This is a genomic window from Psychrobacter sp. TB55-MNA-CIBAN-0194 (genome assembly GCF_040309505.1).
In the GTDB taxonomy this organism is placed as follows: domain Bacteria; phylum Pseudomonadota; class Gammaproteobacteria; order Pseudomonadales; family Moraxellaceae; genus Psychrobacter; species Psychrobacter fozii.
In genome coordinates, this window is record NZ_JBEOOW010000001.1 from 239,789 (window position 1) to 260,397 (window position 20,609).

20 protein-coding genes are annotated in these 20,609 nt (G+C 42.0%); 13 read left to right on the forward strand and 7 right to left on the reverse strand.

The window, feature by feature from the left end; genetic code table 11:
- The first annotated feature begins 406 nt into the window (after positions 1-406).
- From AAEY75_RS00910 to AAEY75_RS00920, 3 genes are all read left to right on the forward strand, one after another.
- Positions 407-1,123 carry a 3'-5' exonuclease gene (locus AAEY75_RS00910; protein ID WP_352257808.1) on the forward strand — a complete coding sequence of 239 codons (717 nt, stop codon included), beginning with the start codon at positions 407-409 and terminating at the stop codon, positions 1,121-1,123.
- Positions 1,124-1,234: 111 nt separating this feature from the next.
- Positions 1,235-2,149 (forward strand): lantibiotic ABC transporter permease, encoded by a 915-nt coding sequence (locus tag AAEY75_RS00915; protein ID WP_352257810.1) that lies wholly within the window; start codon positions 1,235-1,237, stop codon positions 2,147-2,149.
- A 133-nt stretch (positions 2,150-2,282) separates the two neighbouring features.
- Entirely contained in the window at positions 2,283-2,642 is a 360-nt protein-coding gene (locus AAEY75_RS00920; protein ID WP_352257812.1) for a hypothetical protein, read from the forward strand.
- A gap of 311 nt (positions 2,643-2,953) precedes the next feature.
- Here the strand turns inward: AAEY75_RS00920 and AAEY75_RS00925 are convergent, their stop codons facing one another.
- The 3 genes from AAEY75_RS00925 to cadR form a co-directional block, all read right to left on the reverse strand.
- A complete protein-coding gene (locus AAEY75_RS00925) occupies positions 2,954-3,166 on the reverse strand; it encodes a hypothetical protein (protein ID WP_352257814.1) in 213 nt (70 codons plus the stop codon).
- A 97-nt stretch (positions 3,167-3,263) separates the two neighbouring features.
- Positions 3,264-3,872: a hypothetical protein gene (locus AAEY75_RS00930; protein WP_352257816.1), complete on the reverse strand. Its 609-nt coding sequence runs from the start codon at positions 3,870-3,872 to the stop codon at positions 3,264-3,266.
- 295 nt (positions 3,873-4,167) lie between these two features.
- Entirely contained in the window at positions 4,168-4,581 is a 414-nt protein-coding gene (gene cadR / locus AAEY75_RS00935) for a Cd(II)/Pb(II)-responsive transcriptional regulator (RefSeq protein WP_227686352.1), read from the reverse strand.
- A gap of 199 nt (positions 4,582-4,780) precedes the next feature.
- On the opposite strand from cadR, the gene AAEY75_RS00940 reads away from it, so the two are divergent.
- On the forward strand, positions 4,781-6,946 hold the full coding sequence (locus tag AAEY75_RS00940) for a heavy metal translocating P-type ATPase (protein ID WP_352257818.1): 2,166 nt from the start codon (positions 4,781-4,783) through the stop codon (positions 6,944-6,946).
- A gap of 318 nt (positions 6,947-7,264) precedes the next feature.
- On the opposite strand, the gene AAEY75_RS00945 is transcribed toward AAEY75_RS00940, so the two are convergent.
- Together AAEY75_RS00945 and AAEY75_RS00950 are read right to left on the reverse strand one after the other, a co-directional pair.
- Positions 7,265-7,858 (reverse strand): glutathione S-transferase family protein, encoded by a 594-nt coding sequence (locus tag AAEY75_RS00945; protein WP_352257820.1) that lies wholly within the window; start codon positions 7,856-7,858, stop codon positions 7,265-7,267.
- Positions 7,845-8,291, reverse strand: coding sequence for a VOC family protein (locus AAEY75_RS00950; protein ID WP_352257822.1), 447 nt, complete (start codon positions 8,289-8,291; stop codon positions 7,845-7,847). Before AAEY75_RS00950 ends, AAEY75_RS00945 begins: the two co-directional genes overlap by 14 nt.
- A 104-nt stretch (positions 8,292-8,395) precedes the next feature.
- On the opposite strand from AAEY75_RS00950, the gene AAEY75_RS00955 reads away from it, so the two are divergent.
- Positions 8,396-9,307, forward strand: a complete 912-nt coding sequence (locus tag AAEY75_RS00955) for a LysR family transcriptional regulator (RefSeq protein WP_352257824.1) — start codon at positions 8,396-8,398, stop codon at positions 9,305-9,307.
- Positions 9,308-9,422: 115 nt separating this feature from the next.
- Here AAEY75_RS00955 and AAEY75_RS00960 read toward each other — a convergent pair whose 3' ends face one another.
- A complete protein-coding gene (locus AAEY75_RS00960; protein WP_197217077.1) occupies positions 9,423-10,337 on the reverse strand; it encodes a LysR family transcriptional regulator in 915 nt (304 codons plus the stop codon).
- Positions 10,338-10,518: 181 nt separating this feature from the next.
- Between AAEY75_RS00960 and AAEY75_RS00965 the strand changes: the two genes are divergently transcribed.
- The 4 genes from AAEY75_RS00965 (at position 10,519) to nfsB (ending at position 14,458) form a co-directional block, all read left to right on the forward strand.
- On the forward strand, positions 10,519-11,487 hold the full coding sequence (locus AAEY75_RS00965; RefSeq protein WP_352257826.1) for a 2OG-Fe(II) oxygenase family protein: 969 nt from the start codon (positions 10,519-10,521) through the stop codon (positions 11,485-11,487).
- A gap of 254 nt (positions 11,488-11,741) precedes the next feature.
- On the forward strand, positions 11,742-12,641 hold the full coding sequence (locus tag AAEY75_RS00970; RefSeq protein WP_352257828.1) for an SDR family NAD(P)-dependent oxidoreductase: 900 nt from the start codon (positions 11,742-11,744) through the stop codon (positions 12,639-12,641).
- 42 nt (positions 12,642-12,683) lie between these two features.
- A complete protein-coding gene (locus tag AAEY75_RS00975; protein WP_352257830.1) occupies positions 12,684-13,736 on the forward strand; it encodes a zinc-binding alcohol dehydrogenase family protein in 1,053 nt (350 codons plus the stop codon).
- Positions 13,737-13,801: 65 nt separating this feature from the next.
- Positions 13,802-14,458 carry an oxygen-insensitive NAD(P)H nitroreductase gene (gene nfsB / locus AAEY75_RS00980; protein ID WP_352257832.1) on the forward strand — a complete coding sequence of 219 codons (657 nt, stop codon included), beginning with the start codon at positions 13,802-13,804 and terminating at the stop codon, positions 14,456-14,458.
- Positions 14,459-14,657: 199 nt separating this feature from the next.
- Here nfsB and AAEY75_RS00985 read toward each other — a convergent pair whose 3' ends face one another.
- Entirely contained in the window at positions 14,658-15,797 is a 1,140-nt protein-coding gene (locus AAEY75_RS00985) for a M14 family metallopeptidase (protein ID WP_352257834.1), read from the reverse strand.
- A 552-nt stretch (positions 15,798-16,349) separates the two neighbouring features.
- On the opposite strand from AAEY75_RS00985, the gene AAEY75_RS00990 reads away from it, so the two are divergent.
- The 4 genes from AAEY75_RS00990 (at position 16,350) to AAEY75_RS01005 (ending at position 20,603) form a co-directional block, all read left to right on the forward strand.
- Positions 16,350-16,610 (forward strand): hypothetical protein, encoded by a 261-nt coding sequence (locus AAEY75_RS00990; protein ID WP_197217066.1) that lies wholly within the window; start codon positions 16,350-16,352, stop codon positions 16,608-16,610.
- A 90-nt stretch (positions 16,611-16,700) separates the two neighbouring features.
- Entirely contained in the window at positions 16,701-17,270 is a 570-nt protein-coding gene (locus tag AAEY75_RS00995; protein ID WP_197217064.1) for a c-type cytochrome, read from the forward strand.
- Positions 17,271-17,596: 326 nt separating this feature from the next.
- Positions 17,597-19,297 (forward strand): copper resistance system multicopper oxidase, encoded by a 1,701-nt coding sequence (locus AAEY75_RS01000; protein WP_320158633.1) that lies wholly within the window; start codon positions 17,597-17,599, stop codon positions 19,295-19,297.
- A gap of 25 nt (positions 19,298-19,322) precedes the next feature.
- Positions 19,323-20,603, forward strand: coding sequence for a copper resistance protein B (locus tag AAEY75_RS01005; protein ID WP_352257837.1), 1,281 nt, complete (start codon positions 19,323-19,325; stop codon positions 20,601-20,603).
- Positions 20,604-20,609 lie beyond the last annotated feature (6 nt).

The following is a 20,609-nucleotide window of genomic DNA, read 5'->3' on the forward strand; positions in this document are numbered from 1 at the left end:
ATTGAAGCACGGATGGAAGGCTTAGACACACCTGTGTATGGACTACAAGAAGTGCATCACTTAGAATAAGTTGAACGTTGCTAGAGTCAGCTCAACTTATAACAACAGTAAGTATAACGCCCATACTGTTTGGTTTCAGTATGGGCATTTTTTCAGATCAGCCATCTTTACGGTTGTCTTTGCGCAGGCAGATCACTTCTTTATTAATAATCTCATATGTATTAGAACCGCTAAGACTGGTATAGTTAGCGATTATTTATGCAGCAAGCAAGCTAATCAATTATCGCTGTTAGTCATTAATATCGTAGCTTGTTAATTGATAGCAATTCTCTTAGCTATTATTATCACTATCAAAGATTTTACGCCTTTACCACTCACATCTAGCACCAAACTATAAACGGACACTATGACCACATATATACTCGACACCGAAACCACAGGTCTTGTTGAACCTCACATGACTGAAGCCGCCTACTCTATTATTAATATAAATAATGGTAAAGTAGAGGTAATACAGGAACCAAGATCTAAGCGCTTTAACCCTCTAAAAGAAATCAGTTTAGGGTCTATGGCCGTATCCCATATATGTGAAGAAGATGTCGTGAATGAGCCACCTCATACCGACTTTAGATTGCCCAGTAGTGTTGAATATTTAATAGGTCATAATATTGATTATGATATGGGCGTTCTAAAAAATGCAGGCGTGACCCATACCCCTAAATTAATCTGTACCAACGCAATGTCCAATCATCTCCTTCCCACTCTTGAGAGTCATAAACTGGTATCACTGCTCTATCATTTCCATAGAGATGTAGCGCGCGCTCAAGCAAAGCATGCACACGCTGCTATTTATGATATTTACTTCACTCAACTAGTGCTTGGTAGCCTAATCGACTTAGCGAATAGCCAAGGTCATATCATCAATGACGTAGAGAGCCTATATACCTTTAGTCAAATGGCACGCATACCCACGCATTTAAGTTTTGGTAAGTTTAAGGGTGAAGCCATTGCAGATTTAGTTACCCATTCGGATGGTGCTGGGTATCTAAAATGGCTGCTCAAACAGGATACGGTCGATACATATTTGGCTGAAGCTTGTAAGCAGGCATTAGCGTCAGTATAAAGACCTAGAAGTAGTTATTTACCCAATATAAAAAGCTGAGCTATAGTCAATCCTCTATAAAAAAGAGAAGTAATACCCGCTTTTTTACGAATATTTTTATTAGGAAAGCTCATGCTTCTTCGTTTTATTGCACGTCATAGCACATTAATTATGCCAGTTTGTGCAATTGCGGGCTTTGTTTTTCCGAACTTATCCAATGCGGTATTGGTATATTTACCCCAAATGTTGTTTTTCTTGATGTTTTTTACTTTACTGGGCATCGACCAATATGCGCTGTTAAAGCGTATAGCGACAAGCTATGTATGGGTTTTTGCCTTGTTGCAAAGCGGAGGCATGAGTTTGGTTTTGATATTGATTGCTTATGCGCTCGGCGTGCGTGGCGATTGGCTGTTGGCGATTGCAGGTCTTGGTGCTACTGCCCCGTTATTTGGTAGTGGTGCATTGGTCAATGCGGTGGGGTTTGATGCACAACTGGCAACGGCAAAAACCATCGCTGCTACACTCATTATGCCATGTATATTATTAGGCGTATTGTGGTTATTAGGCGATAAAAATGCGAATGTAGACATTGGTACTTATGTCAATCGCTTGTTGGTTTATATTGTTATGCCAATGGTGCTAGCTGTGGGGGTGCGCCGGTTCGTTTCACCTGCTATTTTGTCACGTTATTATCCCAAAATTGGGCAGTTTAATATTTTACTGCTGATGTTGTTTCCACTAGGGCTGATGGCAGGATTTCGTACCACCTTTGATCATAATCCGTGGCAAGCGTTGTCATTACTGGCACTAAGCTCTGTATTGGCATTGGTGTTTTATTTTACCGCTTATATAATATATCGGCGTTTTGGCTATGAAAATGCCATTATCGCTGCGTTGGTGTGTGGTGGACGCAATGTATTACTTGCTTACACTATAACGGCACCTTTTATGGGTGCGGTGTTTTTACCGTTACTGGGTGCTTTTCAATTACCAGCATTTTGTTTGCCTTTGCTGGGAAAATATATGGCAAAACGCCATCAAACATAAAACTTGTTATGAGAACATGTTCCGTTTGGCATACATGGTAGCGAAGCATCGGCTATATAATTAGCATTCTTTCGTCTATCATCCTAAATTGTACGAAATTAATTGACCACAGACTTTGATCATAGGAAAGAAAATGTCGTTCTTTTATCCTAAAGATGTAGATTTTATGGAGATGTTTGGATGCGAGAGTCATATAGATAGTAATGGCTTGCTAGAATCCACATTCACTGATACACAAAATCAAAAAATGGTTTTTTCTATCAGTGATATGCAGAACTCAATATCTGCTTATGTATATCAAGATGAAGCATTAATATTTAAGATATATGAAGAAGGAGCGATGAGGGTCAAGATATATGAAAATCAGATCATTATAGAATATTTGAATTATCAGGATTTATACGCTAAAAGACTGACTATTATTGATGTGTATCCAATATTCAAAATTGACCACTCTACTCTGATAGACAAGGATATGAGCCAACTAAACTAAATGCCTTAAAGGTATTTTCGTATTAAGATATACCTACACCGAACCAATCAGTCCTTCACTGGTTCGGTTCCCTAGTGAGGACTTGAATCTTTGGCTGTAATCTATATACACTAATAGATTAGGATATTAAAATATTAAGAATGTACTTCTGAGTGTACAAAACGTTAGATTCTCAAACTTAAGATTAGCTATTACCAATAATCCTGCTCAGCTTTAGCAAGCTATTCATTAAAACTCTTACATATCATAAGTGAAGATAAATCCATCTGATAACATCTATACTGAATAAGGTTTAAAGCCTTTTTGTTTAATCATTGCTCTGTATAGTTTGGATTGTGAATGAGGTCTCCAACTATCTTACCATCAGCATCTACTTTCCATGCTCCAATAATGGCAGATGGAGGCACTTCACCATCAGCAGAATAATCTGGATGAATAAGATAAACACGACCATTTGGAAATTTCAAAGCTTCTTCTATTTCACCTTGGCTCGGTTGAATTAATTTTTTGATAAGTTTCTTCATATTTCCCTCAATAATGGTTCAAAGTAAGGTTGGTGCGCTATACAGGCATCAAACTATCGGCTATGAATAAGCTATAGCAGATTCAAAGAATTATTGTCTATATAGCTTCATGATTTCTAGGAAAGTATGTATTGATCTTATCATTATCAAGCACTCTATCTTTAGTGAAATCTAATACATCTGAAACCGCTATGCCGTGCCATAATTCTTTTGGGAAGTCATTGATAGAGGCAAAAACTGTTGGTACGAGATAGCGAAAATAATCTCCCATTTTAGTCTGACCCTCATATCCTATAGGATAATCCTCTCCCTGTTGGCTACCTTCAATCGCGTGATAAACAAAGTAGCCTTTCTTTGCAGGAATATTTTCCTCTCTCGAGTCCAGATTATAGTCTGAACGTTCAAACACCCATTCTTCTATTTCTCTTCTAGTCTCTTTATGACGAAATATTATATTGGAGTACAAGTCTAAGATTGTTTTTCCTTTCTTATTAATTGGATACTTATTAAATAACTCAGACTCTTCCCACATATATTCATTTAAATTATCTAACAATAATTCAACATCAACAATTTTCAATATTGACTGTGGTAAATCACCAAAAGAATTGTTCATCATCATAGCGATATGCCCATTCTTATCTGCTGCGAACCAAGTATAGACTGTACCAAATATCGGCTTCCAGTTTTCATTAAGATCACTCATTATTTCCTACCTGCAATTTGATTAATCTAGATAACTACCCTTTAAGAATGCACTGAATATTTATTTTTGGCTATACCCCAAGGGAACCAGTTATTTTACCCTTCAAACCTATTAACAGACCACTCAAAACAGACCGATATAATCAAACCACTTAAAATAGACTACGGATACTCCCTCTAACCGCCCAATCAAGTATGCTCTGACAGCATTAAACAGCGTAACAATCAATCTCCTGCCTATACAAATCCATATCGTTATTGGACAACATCACTGATATTAACAACTATTATCCATACTATTCGTTATGACAGGAGTTGTCGGCAAGCGCATTTAATATGCCGCATGACTTCGCTGGCGCCCTACTGACGCATTTCTGCCGCAGGACGTTTAGATGCTGCTTTAACTGTTTTAATTCCTCTATACGTACTTCCACCGCATGAATATGTTCATCTAACAAGGTATCGACATCGCCGCAGTCTCTGTTAGGTTCCTCCCAATACTGCAGTAAGGTTCGTACTTCATCCAACGTCATATCAAGTGTACGACAGTGCAGTATAAACTGTAGACGTTCAATATGGCTTTCACGATATAAGCGATAATTCCCTTCACTACGGGAAGGCTCTGGTAATAGTTTTTCTTTTTCGTAATAGCGAATGGTCTCCACGGTGGCACCAGTGCACTTAGCGAGCTCTCCAATTTTTATTAGCATAGTTATTCCAAAGTTATCTCACAGTTCTCTTTAAGTTATTTCAAAGTCATCTCAAAATTGAAAACATTAAAGTAACTATAAGGTTTAGCACTGAGAAAATCAAGTTTGTACAGTTACCTAAAAACGGCCTTGACTCTGAAGCCGCTAGAGGGTTCACAATAGCGTTATCAAAAGAACGCTTATAGTAGGACGAATTATTATGCAATATCGTATTGAAGGTATGGACTGTGCCAGTTGCGTCAGAAAGATTGAAACTGCATTAGCACGTATGCCCGGTGTCTCTGACATACAACTTAATTTTGCGACTGAAAAGTTAGAGCTAACGTTGGCCTCTGATTCAGAAACTCAGTTAAGTGATGTCGAAAAAACAATCAAGCGCCTTGGTTTTGGTATATCTGCCACTACTGATCCAGCAATCGCAGCAGACGACATTGGTGACAATCCATTAGATACGCAGCAACAGCATTGGTGGCAAACCCGAAAAGGCAAGCAAGTGGTTGGTCTCGGTATCCTGATGAGCATCGCCTACGCGTTAGCATTAATTTTTCCTGATTATGGAATGTGGGCATTCGCTATTGCCGTCATTGTGGGCGTTTCTCCCTTTGCCCGAAAATCTATGACCTTGGCAATGACAGGCACCCCGTCTTCTATTGAAATGCTGATGTCTATCGCAGCAATTGGTGCACTTATCATTGGTGAAGCTGAAGAAGCTGCGGCAGTTGTCTTCTTGTTTTCAGTCGGTGAATTACTAGAGAGCGTGGCGGCTGATCGTGCCCGTGCTGGTATCAGAGCATTGGCATCATTGGTTCCAAAGACTGCGATTTTACTTGATGCACAAGGCGGACAGCGGGACGTTCCTGCAGTGTCATTGCAGGTCAATGATTTGGTCTTGGTACGACCTGGTGATAAGGTGTCTGCTGATGGTGTCATTGTTCAAGGTAACTCTAGTCTTGATGATTCGCCCATCACTGGCGAATCCATACCCGTTGCTAAAGCCATGGGCGACGCAGTATTCGCAGGATCCATCAATATGGAAGGAGCGCTGCAAGTCCGCGTAGAAAAGACCGCTGCTGACAACACTATTGCGCGTATTATTATTCTGGTAGAGCAAGCGCAAGCCTCTAAAGCCCCTACTGCCCGCTTTATTGAAAAATTCAGTCGTTACTACACCCCAGCGGTGATGGCTATTGCCGCACTGGTTATTATCATACCGCCGCTAGCGATGGGAGGAGAATGGGCGACTTGGCTATATCGGGGTTTTGCACTGTTGCTAATTGCCTGTCCTTGCGCACTCGTCCTATCTACTCCGGCTGCCATCGCGTCAGGGTTGGCTGTCGGTACCCGTCGCGGCTTACTCATCAAAGGCGGTAGTGCTTTAGAAACCATTGGTCGCGTGAATGTCGTGGCTTTTGATAAGACGGGTACGTTGACTGAAGGCAATCCTCGCGTTACCGATGTTATTGCCTTTACACAGAAGCGCATAATACAACAAAGTATAGGATCTGAAGGTCAGAATGAGATATTGGCGCTGTTTGCTAGTGTCGAATCCGCCTCTAGTCATCCACTGGCAAAAGCGATCATTGATCATGCCAAAGCTGCTAATATCTCTATACCGATAGCTTCTAAAGCTTATGCTACTGCTGGCAAAGCAGTACATGCGACGGTAGTTGATCGGCCTCTAGCCATCGGATCACCGGTTTATGCTGCCACTGAAACATCGATATCACTAGAACAAAATGCACAAATTGAAGCACTACAAAACGAGGGTAAGACGGTCTCCGTTCTGTTCGATGAGCAGAGCCGTGAAGTGCTTGGGTTGGTTGCGCTACGAGACGAATTGCGAGAGGATGCTCATGCAGGAGTGGCACAGCTCAAAGCGATGGGTGTGCGCTCTGTGATGCTTACAGGGGACAACCGTCTGACCGCTCAGGCACTTGCTAGTCATTTAGAGATAGAATGGGAAGCTGAGCTGTTTCCTGAAGACAAACTACGCTTGTTGAATCAGATGAAAGGTAATAGCAAAGTAGCGATGATTGGTGATGGTATTAACGATGCGCCAGCACTAGCAACCGCAGATGTGGGCATCGCAATGGGCGGCGGTACAGATGTCGCCATCGAGACAGCCGATATCGCATTATTAAAAAGTCGCGTCACGGACGTCGCTCATCTCATTGCCCTGTCACGTGCCACCATGTCCAACATTCATCAAAATGTGATGTTTGCGCTTGGTCTAAAATCCATATTTCTAATCACTACTGTACTGGGTATCACTGGGCTATGGATCGCTGTATTGGCTGATACTGGTGCAACCGTATTGGTCACGTTGAATGCGTTACGCTTACTGCGCTTTAAAGGGGCTAGATGATTGGTAACTTGCTCTAAAAATAACTAGATAGCCCAAAGAATATATCGGGTATAGTCAGGCGTAGCTATATCCGATATATGTAGTCAGCGAACTGCTAAACCGCTACAGCGTTACCCTCCTTAGATGTACTACTTATACAATCTGCGGTCGGCTGCCTTGTACCCGTTTTAGAGTTCTTTGACTATAGTCACTCATCTATAAAAAAATGACAGCGTTAACCTGTCTTGAAGCATCACATATACGCCTACACTCGGCTGCCTTGTATCTACACAATATCAATTATCCAAGACACAGCACCATATTTATCATTAACCAAGGTTAGTTCCCAGGCATAGAGATATAATTTGGTAATTGCTGTAGACGATTCATCCATGCCTGAATATTGCGATAGCTGTCTATATCAATATCTCCTTCGTGTGCCGTTGAAATGTATGGATAAACTGCGCAGTCAGCAATAGTAGGACGGCTGGCGGCTAGCCATTGGTGACTGCCAAGATGATTGTCTACTAAGGTTAAAATGTTATGTGAACGCTCTGAATCTTGCGCCCAATCACTTTCCAAACCGAACTTCTTAATCAAACGTGCTACGTTGGGACCATATTTTATCTCATTAGAAGCAACAGACAACCACTGCATCACATCAGCTTGCAGATGTGCTTCACTCGGCCACCATGCTTCACCACCATACTTATTGGCTAGGTATACTAAAATGGCTTGTGAGTCTCTTAATATGACGGATCCATCTTCTAAAATTGGGATTTCTCCCCAAGGATTTAATTTAAGTATTGCTTCTGTTTTATGTTCGCCATTCATGAAGTCAACAGGCACAATCGTTAAAGGCGTATCGATGAACGAGGCAAATAGCCTTACTTTATAGCAGTTTCCTGATAACGCTAAATCATACAGTTTCATAATTTTTTTCCTCAGACAGTAGTTGATTAAATTCCAGTACATTTCCATCTGGATTACGGATGAATAACGTAATCCTTCTTGGACCTAGTTTTTTAGGGCCTTCTGTTATTTCTATCCCTTCTTTAAATAGCCAGTTCTGTAATGCAGCTATGTCGTGAATGATAAAAGCTGGATGAGTCATGCCTGGCCTTTTAATCGGTTCATCCAGTAGGACATTTTTTTGATCTTTTGTTTTTGCGCCATTAAAAATAAGATTGATCCGTACACCAGCCGAAGTGACCATTTCATTCGCTTCACCCTCAGGTATGCGATAGGTTTCTTTAAATCCAAGACGCTCATAAAACGTAACCGCTTCTTGTCTATTACTGACTCTAATGCCAACATGATCGTAGGCAATCGCAACCTGTGAATTTGCCTGAGATAAGATGCTCATAAGATAGTCCTTCTATTGATTTCGACATGATCAGTATGACACTTTGTCATTTCAAAGGTAATACTGTAAATTTGATAATCATATTTTCAATAAATGAGATAATCATGGATAGATTACAAGCAATGTCTATGTTAATTAAAGTCGTAGAACTTGGCAGCTTTTCTGCGGCAAGCAAAAATTTGAAGGTACCACTGCCAACCCTAAGTAGAAAGATATCTGAACTTGAAAATCAGTTGGGTATTCGTTTATTGCATAGAACCACCAGAAAACTGTCTTTAACTGATTCTGGATACGATTATATAAAAGCTTGTAAGAGAATACTGGAGCAGGTTGAAGAGGCCGAAAGTAAAGCGAAAGGAGAGTATTCAGAACCAAGAGGTGATTTGGTTATAACTGCGCCCGTTATGTTTGGCAGGCTATACGTATTACCCATTGTTATTGAATTTTTGTCCTTATATTCAGATATAAATGTGCAGCTCTTGTTGTCCGATAGAAATATCAATCTATTCGAAGATGATGTAGATATGGCAATTAGAATAGGCAAGTTGCCAGATAGTACAATGGTCGCGACCCAAGCGGGTCGTATGCGAACAGTGACTTGTGCAAGTCAATTATTTTTATCTAATCATTACAAGATTGAATCCCCTTATGATTTAACGCACCTCTCCTGCATATCATTAAGTACAGTAATGACCACCCCTTATTGGGGCTACAACCTTCCTGATTCTGGACTCCCCGCTCATGTAGATATTTTACCAAGACTCACAGTCAATGATAGTGACTCTGCGGTTAATGCTGCTATAAAGGGTGTGGGCATCACTCAACAACTGCATTATCAAGTGAAAGAGGCGATAGATAAAGGTGATCTTAATATTATACTAGCTGAGTTTGAACCTGATGAAACCCCTATACATTTGCTGCACAAGACTCGAAAATATTTGCCACAAAAGATGAAAAGCTTTTTGGAATTTACATCTCCAAAACTAAAGGAGAGACTTCGCGAACTGTCTTGTTAGCGCATTATTACGTCTCAGTAAGTTTATCGATTTACACTAAGGCATGTTATTGATTAATTGATAGACCACTTAAAACGTAAAACATTCTGCGACAATGGCTATGTTGACTAAAAATCTATGCCAACACTCCCTCTACCCGCTCAATCAGATATTCTTTAACCGCATTAAATAGCGGATCTATCAAGCGCCGCTCTGGACAAATCAAATATAGCGGATAGTTTGCCACTTGCCAGCCGTCCAACGCCACTTCAACCAATCGCCCTGCTTTTAAATCTGCAGCTATATCTAACTGTGACTTCAGGGCAATACCCTGGCCTGCCACGGCCCAGCGCCGTACCACATCGCCATCTTTACTTCGCCGATTGCCAGCCACTGCCACACGTTTGGTCTTGCCCTCTTTTTCAAAAGTCCACTCACTCAAGTACTTCTCATCGTGTCCCAAACACAAGCAATTATGCTGAGTTAAGTCTTCAGGGATTTTTGGCGAGCCAATATCATTGTCAACTTTGTCCAAATATGCCTTTGAGGCACATAGTATCGGACGATTGTTCAACACAATCGGTAATGCCACAAGCGATGAATCCTTGGGCGCACCATAACGCAACGCCAGATCAATCTGCTGCCCATATAAATCCACATAGCTGTCTGACATATGTAGCTGCACCGTCACTTTTGGATGGATTTGCATAAAATCATCCAACCATGGCAACACCAAATTTCGCCCCAAATCTGACGATGCAGACAACCGAATCGTGCCTGTCAGCTCGGCATCATTATCATGCAATCCTGCATAAGCGTTATCTAAAATAGCCACCGCATCTCGGCAATGCTTTAAATATTGCTCACCTTTACTGGTCAAACGCAGTCTACGGGTTGAGCGAACAAACAATACCGTTTCGATTTCGGCCTCTAACCGTTTTATTGCTGCACTCACCACCGCTGGCGACAGATCTAAGTGGCGCGCACAGGCAGACAAGCTACCTAAACGAGCAGTTTCAATAAAAATACGTAAATCCTGCAAATTTTTCATTGTGTCGCCTTGGTTAGCTTAGCTGTAATTGAATTAGCGATAACAACGAGTTGCTGACACTAATACATTTATCATTATATAAAAATTATTGAAACTGTTTCGCTAAACCTGCTAATTATCAAAATAATTAATTATAGTAATATGTGTACATAAGATCTACCCCTACATTTGGAGACTCATTATGCACACTATCGAACAGCCTGACACTGCTCTCAACACCGCACTCAACACTGAGCAAAGCGATCACGTAAGCCCACTACAGCAAGCGCGCAACTTAAAACTGCCTTCAAAATCAGACATGCTAAGACGTGCGCCTTCAGTAGAGCATTTCTGGCATCAAAATAGTCAGTTATTTGAGCAGGCATGGACAGAATGGGAAACCATTCAGACGGAATTGCCCGTACTTGATGACTCATTATTTGACCCAACACTACGTGACGCTGTGACACAAGCGTGGAAGACACCTGAGACAGAAATGGCGGTAAAAGATTTGTGGCAAGAGATTTTACCTGGTGTCTACCAAGGGCAGTTTTTTGACCCGACACAACTGTCTCAGCTTCGTCGTTATTTACAAGCCGTGGCAGATGCCAATATTCCAATACGTCCGCCTTATGGTATTGCGTTAAATCGCAATGGAGCGATGCTGGATGCACGATCGACAGGTTATATCGCCGCGCCCCATTTTCAGGCGTTTTATCATGAGATCATGAATCGCTATGTGCGGCCCATCGCTCGCTTACTGTTTGCAGATGTTTATGGCTACGACACTCAAACCTTTGGGTTTTCGATTCAATATCAGCCCACAGGTGACACATCACTGCAACTCCATACTGATGCATCGGCAGTGACGATAAATATCAACTTAAATTTGATAGATGAGCCCTTTACAGGGTCAGAAGTCGACTTTGTCGATCGTCATTTAGGTCAGAGTAAACAAGCCATCTTTGAGCCTGGCATGGCGATTATTCATCGAGGCAATGTGCCGCACGCAGCCCATCCTATTACCAGTGGCACACGCACAAACATGGTGCTGTGGCTATATGGCGATAATATGCAAGTACCGCGTGGTGTCGGGCTACATAGTGATATTGATGCCAATCAACGATGGACAGTGCCACACAGTCAACCCGATCGTTTTGCACCATTCTAGAGTTCGTCTATCAGTCGATTGCTAGTTGATGAGTAGTAGCAGCTGATTAATCTAACTGATCCGCTGTCTGTAGATAACACATTATTCAGCAGATACTGAAACGCATATGACTTTCAAAAATATATTGAAAGTGTTTTCGTTGGTCGCTACTGGTTACAGGTAATCAGATTGATTATTATAAACCATGATAGAAAACATCGAATAAATAACACGGCTTTAAAAATAAACCATTTGAAAATAAATAAGGATAAAAAATGCAAAAGACTATTTTAATCACAGGCAGTACCGATGGTATTGGTAAATTGGCCGCTATCAAACTTGCACAACTGGGTCACAATATCTATCTGCATGGTAGAGATACCAATAAGCTTGCCGATGTGATTGCAGAAGTTAAAATCGCTGCAACCCAAGCCAATCAACAAGTAGACGTTGATGGCTTCGTGGCTGATTTTTCGTCGTTAACCGATGTTCAGCATATGGCTGATGCAGTAACAAGCAAGTTTACAGCTGCCGGAATAGATTTAGATGTACTGATTAATAATGCGGGTGTGTTCAAAGTAGCAAACGCTCAGACTGAGACAGGGTTCGACGTGCGCTTTGTGGTGAATTACTTTGCCCCTTACTTATTAACCCAAGCGTTACTACCGTTAATGAGTGCATCAGCGGTCAAAGAATCTAACGACAAACTTAGCGATAGCATGCCTGCCCGTATTATCAATTTAAGCTCGGCGGCGCAGCAAGTCGTATCGCCACAAGCCATGATTGGGCACACAAAACTGAACGATCAAGATGCCTATGCGCAAAGCAAACTGGCACTGACCATGTGGAGTATGGCACTGGCTGAACAGGTAGAAGCCGATAACATCAACGTGATCGCCGTCAACCCCGGCTCATTACTCAACACCCGCATGGCAAATGATGCTTACGGACAGCACTGGTCTCCAGCAGATAAAGGCGCTGACATCTTAGTGGCACTGGCCATTGCCGATGAATTTGCATCTGAGACAGGTCGATATTTCGATAATGATATCAAAGACGGTGAGCATGGTGATGAGAGAGGCGAATTTGGCATACCTCATAGCGATGCCCTGAATAAAACAGCCATTGCCAAGCTCATGCAACACACCCAACAGATATTAACGCCCACACTATAATTTTTATTCCATACCCACAAACAAACATTTAGGACTACGACTATGAAAGCAATCGGATATCAAGACAACTTACCCATCAATAACGAGATGGCGTTACAAGACATTACTATAGACACACCAGTGGCATCAGGCCGTGACGTTTTGGTCGAAGTAAAAGCCATCTCAGTCAACCCTGTGGATTATAAAATCCGTGAATCAAGACCAGCACCAAAGGATGAGTTTGCCGTTATTGGCTGGGATGCTGCGGGTGTGGTCACTGCCGTTGGCGAAGATGTTAGCTTGTTTTTAATAGGCGACCGCGTCTATTACGCAGGCGATTTGACCCGCTCAGGCAGCAATGCCGAGTACCAATTGGTTGATGAACGTATTGTAGGACGTATGCCAGAATCACTGTCATTTTCTGAAGCCGCTGCCCTGCCCTTGACGACGATAACAGCATGGGAGATGTTGTTTGATCGCTTGCAAGTGCCCGTTGCCCCTAGCGAAAATTCTGATGATACAAAAACGACTGAAAGCCGCCCAACTATTTTAGTGGTTGGCGCAGCCGGTGGCGTGGGTTCAATCATGACTCAGTTGCTAAAAACCAGAACACAGGCCGTCATTATTGGTACTGCATCACGAGATGAGAGCGTCAAGTGGTTAAAAACGCTAGGCGCAGATTATGTGATTAATCATCACAATCCATTGTCAGATGAGCTGAAAAAAACAGGCATTACTGAAGTCGATTATGTGGTGAGCCTTAACAACACCGAAGAGCATTACGCTGAAATCATCAAATGCCTAAAACCTCAAGGCAAATTGGGACTCATTGATGACCCTAAAGCCTTAGATGCCAACGCATTGAAACTAAAAAGCTTGAGCCTACATTGGGAATTTATGTTTGCCCGCTCAATGTTTACTACACCAGACATGATCGAGCAGCATCGCTTGTTAAACCAAGTGGCCACCATGATTGATGCCGGTCAACTAAAAACCACCATTGCTCATGAGCTTGGTGCTATTACTGCTAATAACTTACGCCATGCCCACCAAATGCTAGAGAACAGAGAAGCTCACGGTAAAATCGTACTTGAAGGCTGGTCTGACAACGTTTAGAACAATAATATACTCATATCAAAAGCTGGCTAACAAACTGAAGCCAGCTGTACCTAAGGACTATTATGAAAACCATTAACGCAGCACTAAACTGGCGTTACAGCACTAAAGTATTTGATGCGAACAAAAAAATATCTGCTGAGGATTTTGAGCAAATAAAAGACATGTTACAAATGAGTCCATCAAGCACCAATATTCAGCCATGGAGCTTTGTGATTGCAGATGATGACGCAGGCAAAGCACGTATTGCCAAAAGCACTCAAGGTGCCTTTCACTTTAATACACCTAAAGTGCTAGATGCCTCACACGTGGTGGTTTTTTGTACTCGTATTCATGCGGATGATGAGTATCTGCAAGCTGTGTTAGACAAAGAAGATCAAGATGGTCGTTATGCGCAGCCAGAATTCAAAGCACAGATGCATCAAGGTCGCCAATTGTTTTTAGACATGCATCGATTCGATACCAAAGATGAGCCACATTGGCTTGCCAAACAGGTATATCTCAACATGGGCGGAGTACTATTGGGCAGCGCACTTTTGGGTATTGATACCGTACCCATGGAAGGTGTTGACTTACAGGCACTTGATATAGAGTTCGACTTACGTAGCAAAGGATACTCTGCCGTGGCAGTGGTATCGTTTGGGTACCGCAGTGATGAAGATTTTAATGCCAAGATACCTAAGTCACGCTTGAGTGAAGAAGCTATTTTCATTAAAGCTTAGTCATTGGCAAAAGTAAGCGTAAACATTATAAGTTAATACATTTTTCATCGTATTGGCTGTCTTTAGTCTGAGACTTATCAAACGGTCAATAAGCGCAATTTCGTGTTATCTCAAACCTAAAAATGCCATTAATATCGTTGTGATATTAATGGCATTGCACTGATAAAAAACGTTGGATTTTTCTCTTACTTAAATCAAACTAACGCAAATCATCCACCACAGCAAGCATTGCCACTAACGATGCTTCACCTAATTTAGCAGAGCGCTCTGGTGACCAGCCCATCTCTTCATCAGGCAGATTGTCATTGTCTTTGAATGGCATCTCTAACGTATTAGCAAGGCAATCAAAATGCTCAGCAACCCAATTGGTTGCAACCGTCATATTGGCAGTACTCGGTGCATCAATCTCATAGCCAACTTCAGACTGAAAGTCGGCACTAGCCAACTTTAATACGTCTGAAAATCTATCACGTAAATGTGCGAGACGGTCACTATAACTGGGTGTCCCTTGAGAGCCAGCAAGGAACACATACGGCAGTGCTTCATCACCATGCACATCATAAAAAAGGTCAACGCCAGTTTCTTTCATCTTATTAATCACATGAAATACTTCAGGGCTTTTCTCTAAGCTTGGGCTTTCCCATTCACGGTTTAAATTGGTCCCTACCGCGTTAGTACGCAGGTGTCCGCGCACGCTACCATCGGGGTTCATATTAGGAACGATGTAGAAGTTTGCTTTGTCTAGTAACTGTTTGCCTGTCGCATTATCACTGTCTAACAAGCTATACAATAAACCCTCGACCAACCATTCAGCCATCGTTTCACCTGGGTGCTGACGAGCGGTAATCCATATATTGCGCTTATTCACATCACTATTACTGTCACCATCACCAATTTTAACTAGCGTCAAGTCGCGCTTATCAAGCGTTTCGCCTAAGTGCTCTAACGTTACCAATGGGTGCGTTTGTACTGCCGCCAATAAATCTTGATGACGCTCATAGCTATAGGGCGCAAAATAAGCAATTTGAATGGTTTCGCATTCTAGCTCTGCCACGATGGTTAATTTTCCCTCTTTATAAGAGGTTGGCAGACGAAACCAATGCTGACGATCGTACGAAGCAACCGCTTGGTAATCCTCCCACCCTTCCAGATATGACGCCTCCCCTGTATTCAGAATATTGAGGACATACTGCTCGCCTATCTGACCGGACAGACGAAAGTTAAACCACTGAAAAAACTCTTCGCCAACGTCTGGACGAATCGCTAATTTAATGTCTTTTTTATCGTCTAAATTAATAATATCAATATTACCTGCATCGAAATTAGCCGTGATATGCATAGTCTTTCCTTAATAAATTATTATAGTTGTGCCCTAAAAAGCATGTAGTCAATCCTCTATAAATTGGATACGGTGTCAGTCTCGCTTAGTCTACTAATTGTAGTACTTTCACTCGGCTTCCTCGTATCCAAATTATATTGAACCGACTATATAAAGATGTAATAGAGTGCGCCAGCCTGTTTCGCTCTAGCAATGCCATCAAATAGTTTACTTCCAATCGCTTAGTTCTACCAGTTAGATAACGTATTCGTCGCTATTTCTAACCCAAATACTAAACAACCATTTTCAGACTGACCTTATCACCCAATGACTGCATGACTGCTTCTAATTTGATTTAACGCTGTCACTCTATCTCTTTTTGGTCATGGCAAATTCTTTTTCAAGTTATAAATTTACCAAGCCCACTACGCTTTTAGCATCGCTCAGAATCTGCAAGATGACAATATTGTCATTTTGCAGTCATGCTCCTGTCAGAAACTTTTATTTATACTTTAGACAGATTCAATAACTTCAACTATCAATACTATTATCAAACCAAAAAAAGGATTAATTATGTGGTTATCTAAATCAATCGTAGCATCCGCTATTGCCTTAGTCGTTTCAACCTCTGCTATGGCACATGATCCAAAAATGCATGCTGAAAAAGATCAGATGAATTGTGAAAAAATGGAAAAGCACATGCAGATGATGGAAAAAATGGATCATAGCAAGATGGATATGAACGATCCATCAATGAAAGCAATGATGGCCAATATGGAAAAAATGAAAGCGATGTATAAAAAACACTGTGTTACCAATAACAGCGCTTCTTAAGAAATAACTTTGTTCAACACTCATCATGACTTAGTCGATTTTATTCATTAGATAGTGGTGAGTGACAAAATAGTTTTTTTGGATGAACGTATGAAATTTTTATTGGGCGTAGTATTCACTATTGTAGCCATTGTAATTGGTATTTTTGTTGTTATCACAAGTGGTATCGTCAACGTTGGTGCTGATCAGAAACACAGTCCAATCGTCTACAACTTATTAGAAACCGCTCGCAATCGCTCAATTCAATGGGCAAGTAAAGATATCCTGGTTCCAGATTTAGAAAAGGTAGAAATGATAAGCTCAGGTGGCGCAGACTATAAAGATATGTGTGCAGGCTGTCATCTATCACCCGGTATCACAAGTACAGACTTGAGTAACAACCTCTATCCGAAACCGCCAAACTTTACCAATGTAGATATCGTTGAGCGCTACCAAAGTGAGGCTGGTGCAAGACAAGGATTTTGGGCCATCAAACACGGTATTATGGCTTCTGGAATGCCCGCTTGGGGCGCCTCTCATGATGATGACAGAATGTGGGCGATGGTGGCTTTTATCAGAGAATTACCCAAACTGAATACGGATCAATATACGATGTTGACCACTAGATTCGATGACGAGATATTAGATATGTCACTCACTGACGCGACTATGGCACACTGAGCAACATAGATTAAAACCTCTGTTGCTTTGACCATACACAGAGTCAAATCTGTTAGATATAAGAACTCTAAATACAAGACTTCTAAGTGCAAGGTCTCTAAGTACAGAGTCTCTAAGTAAAAAGCTGCTAAATAAAAAATGTCTATGCCTTATAAAGTGACGCAGCTTAACAAGGCTGGCTCAACAGCTATTTATGCAATCATTGAATCGCCGCAGTATCAGATATATTTTGATTGACGGCTAAGATAGCTCATTCTGTTCTATTAATGAGCCAACAGTTATATGAACTCAACTCCCATTTCACGGATTAAGTTAGGTGAATTATTATGAACAAAAATATGCTTAACCGCAGGCGTTTCTTAACAGGGTCTTCTACTTTGTTAGGGGCATCCATGCTATCTACGCTGCCGTCTATTGCCAATAGTGCGCTCGGTAAAGGGCAACAAAATGTAACCGTCAACAGTGATAAATCTGACCATATCGTACCCATCTTAACTGGCAACGAGTTTGACCTTTATGTCAGCAAAAAGCCCGTTATCGTCAATGGCAAGTCGAGTATGGCAACACTGATTAATGACTCATTGCCAGCACCAACGCTAAAGATGCGTGAAGGCGATACAGTCATCATCCGTGTTCATAATAAAATGGATGAATCAACCTCTATCCATTGGCATGGTTTGCTCGTTCCATTTGAGATGGATGGTGTGCCAGGTATCAGCTTCGATGGTATTCCTGCGAACAGCACCTTTACCTATACATTCAAACTTAAACAATCAGGCACCTATTGGTATCACTCACACAGTGGGTTCCAAGAACAAACCGGTATGCTGGGTGCCATTGTGATTGAGCCAAAAGGCCGTGAGCGTCATCCAGTCGCTGAAGACCACGTTATTGTGCTCAGTGATTGGACACACCGCGATCCGCATAATCTCTTGAAACTCTTAAAGCAGCGTGCTGACTTTGATAACTACCACTTGCCAGACTTCAAAAAGCTATTGTCTGATATTGCCGCAACAGATCTAGAAGCCGCTCATGATAAGCGCAAAATGTGGAATAAGATGCGCATGATGCCAACGGATTTCACCGATTTGTCTGGTGAAAAAACTTTTACGTATCTGATGAATGGTAAGACCACAGCAGCCAATTGGACACAGCTAGTGAAAGCGGGACAGCCCGTCAAACTACGCTTTATCAACGCCTCAGCACAGACGATATTTGATGTGCGTATACCGGGTCTCAAAATGACTGTGGTGGCAACAGATGGTATTGACGTCGCACCTGTCGATATTGATGATTTCCGTATTGGCGTAGCTGAGACCTATGATGTCATCGTCACGCCTACTCAAGACGCGCATACCATATTTGCCCAAAACATTGATCGTTCAGGCTATGTCTCGACCACGCTTGCAACCAAAAAAGGTGCTCGTGCCGCAATACCTGCTATGGATAAGATCGAATGGCTAACCATGGCCGATATGATGGGTGCGATGGGTGCTGATGGTTATAAAGCAAAGCACGCCAAAACAGAGTATGACTTCAAATCTGATATGCGTGTCGACAGTCCACGTATGAACCTCGATGACCCCGGTATTAACCTGCGTAATATCAATCGTGACGTGCTGAATTATAGTCAGCTACGCTCTGTCGATGAGGCAATATTTGCAGAGCAGCGCAAACCTACTAGAGAGATCGAGCTACATTTAACAGGTAACATGGAGCGCTATATTTGGGCGTTAGATGGTGTCATGTTTAAGGATGCAACCCCTGTCAATATTAAGCCTAACGAGCGCGTACGTATTACCTTAGTCAATGACACTATGATGAATCACCCTATGCACTTACATGGTATGTGGAGTGATTTGCGCACGCCATCTGGAGACTTTCAGGTACGTAAACATACGATTGTGGTGCAACCTGCGCAAAAGATTAGCTTTGATGTGACGGGTGAATTTGGGCGATGGGCGTGGCATTGCCATCTGCTTTATCACATGGAAGCTGGTATGTTCCGAGAAGTTGCCGTTGTTTAACAAACCTTCAAATATGAGGCTTATTATGAAAATATCTAAGAAAAATCTGCCATTTATTGGTTTGTCATCGCTAGTCTTGCTCACATCCTCTTTTGCAACAGCTGCTGAGATGTCTGATATGGATCATAGCGGCATGGATATATCAGGTGATATGTCTGGTATGGATCATAGTGGCATGGATATGTCAGGTGATATGTCTGATATGGATCACAGTGGTATGGACATGTCGGGCGATATGTCTGATATGGATCACAGCAGCATGGATATGTCTGGTATGGATCATAGTGGCATGGATATGTCAGGTGATATGTCTGATATGGATCATAGCAGCATGGATATGTCGGGCGATATGTCTGGTATGGATCATAGTGGCATGGATATGTCAGGTGATATGTCTGATATGGATCACAGTGGCATGGATATGTCAGGTGATATGTCTGATATGGATCATAGCAGCATGGATATGTCAGGTGATATGTCTGGTATGGATCATAGCAGCATGGATATGTCAGGTATGGATCATAGCAGCATGGATATGTCAGGTGATATGTCTGGTATGGATCACAGTGGCATGGATATGTCTGGTATGCAAGGGGGGCAGCCACCAGCCGATGCTCGCAGTCCAGACTATTCAAATGGGGTTCCCTACGGACAGTATGGTAAGCCAATGATGATGGGCAGCATGCCATTATGGGGAGTGTCAGTAGACGACTTGGGCTATCAGTTTGATGAAGACCAAATCAACTTTGAGGCGACGGGTTGGTACGGTACTGATAGCAATCGTATAAGACTACGCACGGAAGGTAGTGCTCAGACTAAAGATGATAAAGAAATAGATAGCTTGAGCTCGCTTGCTTATTGGAAACCACTGAGCATTTTTTGGAATGGTGAAGCTGGTGTCGCTTACGATACTGAAAACGATAACGCTGCAGTGATGGCAGGTATTGTCGGCACCGCGCCTTATTTCATCGAAACCGATGCGAGAGCCTACTTATATACCGATGGTCAACTTCGTCTTGATTTAGGTGCAGAATACGAATGGCGTTTGGATCAGCACTGGGTGGTCATACCGGAGGTGGGGTTGACTGCCTTTAGTAAAGACGACCATGATAATGGTATTACCAAGGGCTTTAATGAGATGGAAGCTGAGATTAGGCTGACTTACGAGATGTTCAGTCGCCAGCTAGCTCCTTATGTGGGTGTTAGTTATGAGACAGTGCTTGGCAAGGCTCGTGGTCAACGGCGTCAAGAAGATGAATCGATTGATAGCAGTAGTTTGACTGCGGGGGTCAAATTCTGGTTTTAGCTTTCT

Coding starts and splice junctions, on each gene's coding strand:
- AAEY75_RS00910 (WP_352257808.1), top strand. CDS start 407: ATGACCACATATATACTCGACACCGAAACCACAGGTCTTGTTGAACCT.
- AAEY75_RS00915 (WP_352257810.1), top strand. CDS start 1,235: ATGCTTCTTCGTTTTATTGCACGTCATAGCACATTAATTATGCCAGTT.
- AAEY75_RS00920 (WP_352257812.1), top strand. CDS start 2,283: ATGTCGTTCTTTTATCCTAAAGATGTAGATTTTATGGAGATGTTTGGA.
- AAEY75_RS00925 (WP_352257814.1), bottom strand. CDS start 3,166: ATGAAGAAACTTATCAAAAAATTAATTCAACCGAGCCAAGGTGAAATA.
- AAEY75_RS00930 (WP_352257816.1), bottom strand. CDS start 3,872: ATGAGTGATCTTAATGAAAACTGGAAGCCGATATTTGGTACAGTCTAT.
- cadR (WP_227686352.1), bottom strand. CDS start 4,581: ATGCTAATAAAAATTGGAGAGCTCGCTAAGTGCACTGGTGCCACCGTG.
- AAEY75_RS00940 (WP_352257818.1), top strand. CDS start 4,781: ATGCAATATCGTATTGAAGGTATGGACTGTGCCAGTTGCGTCAGAAAG.
- AAEY75_RS00945 (WP_352257820.1), bottom strand. CDS start 7,858: ATGAAACTGTATGATTTAGCGTTATCAGGAAACTGCTATAAAGTAAGG.
- AAEY75_RS00950 (WP_352257822.1), bottom strand. CDS start 8,291: ATGAGCATCTTATCTCAGGCAAATTCACAGGTTGCGATTGCCTACGAT.
- AAEY75_RS00955 (WP_352257824.1), top strand. CDS start 8,396: ATGGATAGATTACAAGCAATGTCTATGTTAATTAAAGTCGTAGAACTT.
- AAEY75_RS00960 (WP_197217077.1), bottom strand. CDS start 10,337: ATGAAAAATTTGCAGGATTTACGTATTTTTATTGAAACTGCTCGTTTA.
- AAEY75_RS00965 (WP_352257826.1), top strand. CDS start 10,519: ATGCACACTATCGAACAGCCTGACACTGCTCTCAACACCGCACTCAAC.
- AAEY75_RS00970 (WP_352257828.1), top strand. CDS start 11,742: ATGCAAAAGACTATTTTAATCACAGGCAGTACCGATGGTATTGGTAAA.
- AAEY75_RS00975 (WP_352257830.1), top strand. CDS start 12,684: ATGAAAGCAATCGGATATCAAGACAACTTACCCATCAATAACGAGATG.
- nfsB (WP_352257832.1), top strand. CDS start 13,802: ATGAAAACCATTAACGCAGCACTAAACTGGCGTTACAGCACTAAAGTA.
- AAEY75_RS00985 (WP_352257834.1), bottom strand. CDS start 15,797: ATGCATATCACGGCTAATTTCGATGCAGGTAATATTGATATTATTAAT.
- AAEY75_RS00990 (WP_197217066.1), top strand. CDS start 16,350: ATGTGGTTATCTAAATCAATCGTAGCATCCGCTATTGCCTTAGTCGTT.
- AAEY75_RS00995 (WP_197217064.1), top strand. CDS start 16,701: ATGAAATTTTTATTGGGCGTAGTATTCACTATTGTAGCCATTGTAATT.
- AAEY75_RS01000 (WP_320158633.1), top strand. CDS start 17,597: ATGAACAAAAATATGCTTAACCGCAGGCGTTTCTTAACAGGGTCTTCT.
- AAEY75_RS01005 (WP_352257837.1), top strand. CDS start 19,323: ATGAAAATATCTAAGAAAAATCTGCCATTTATTGGTTTGTCATCGCTA.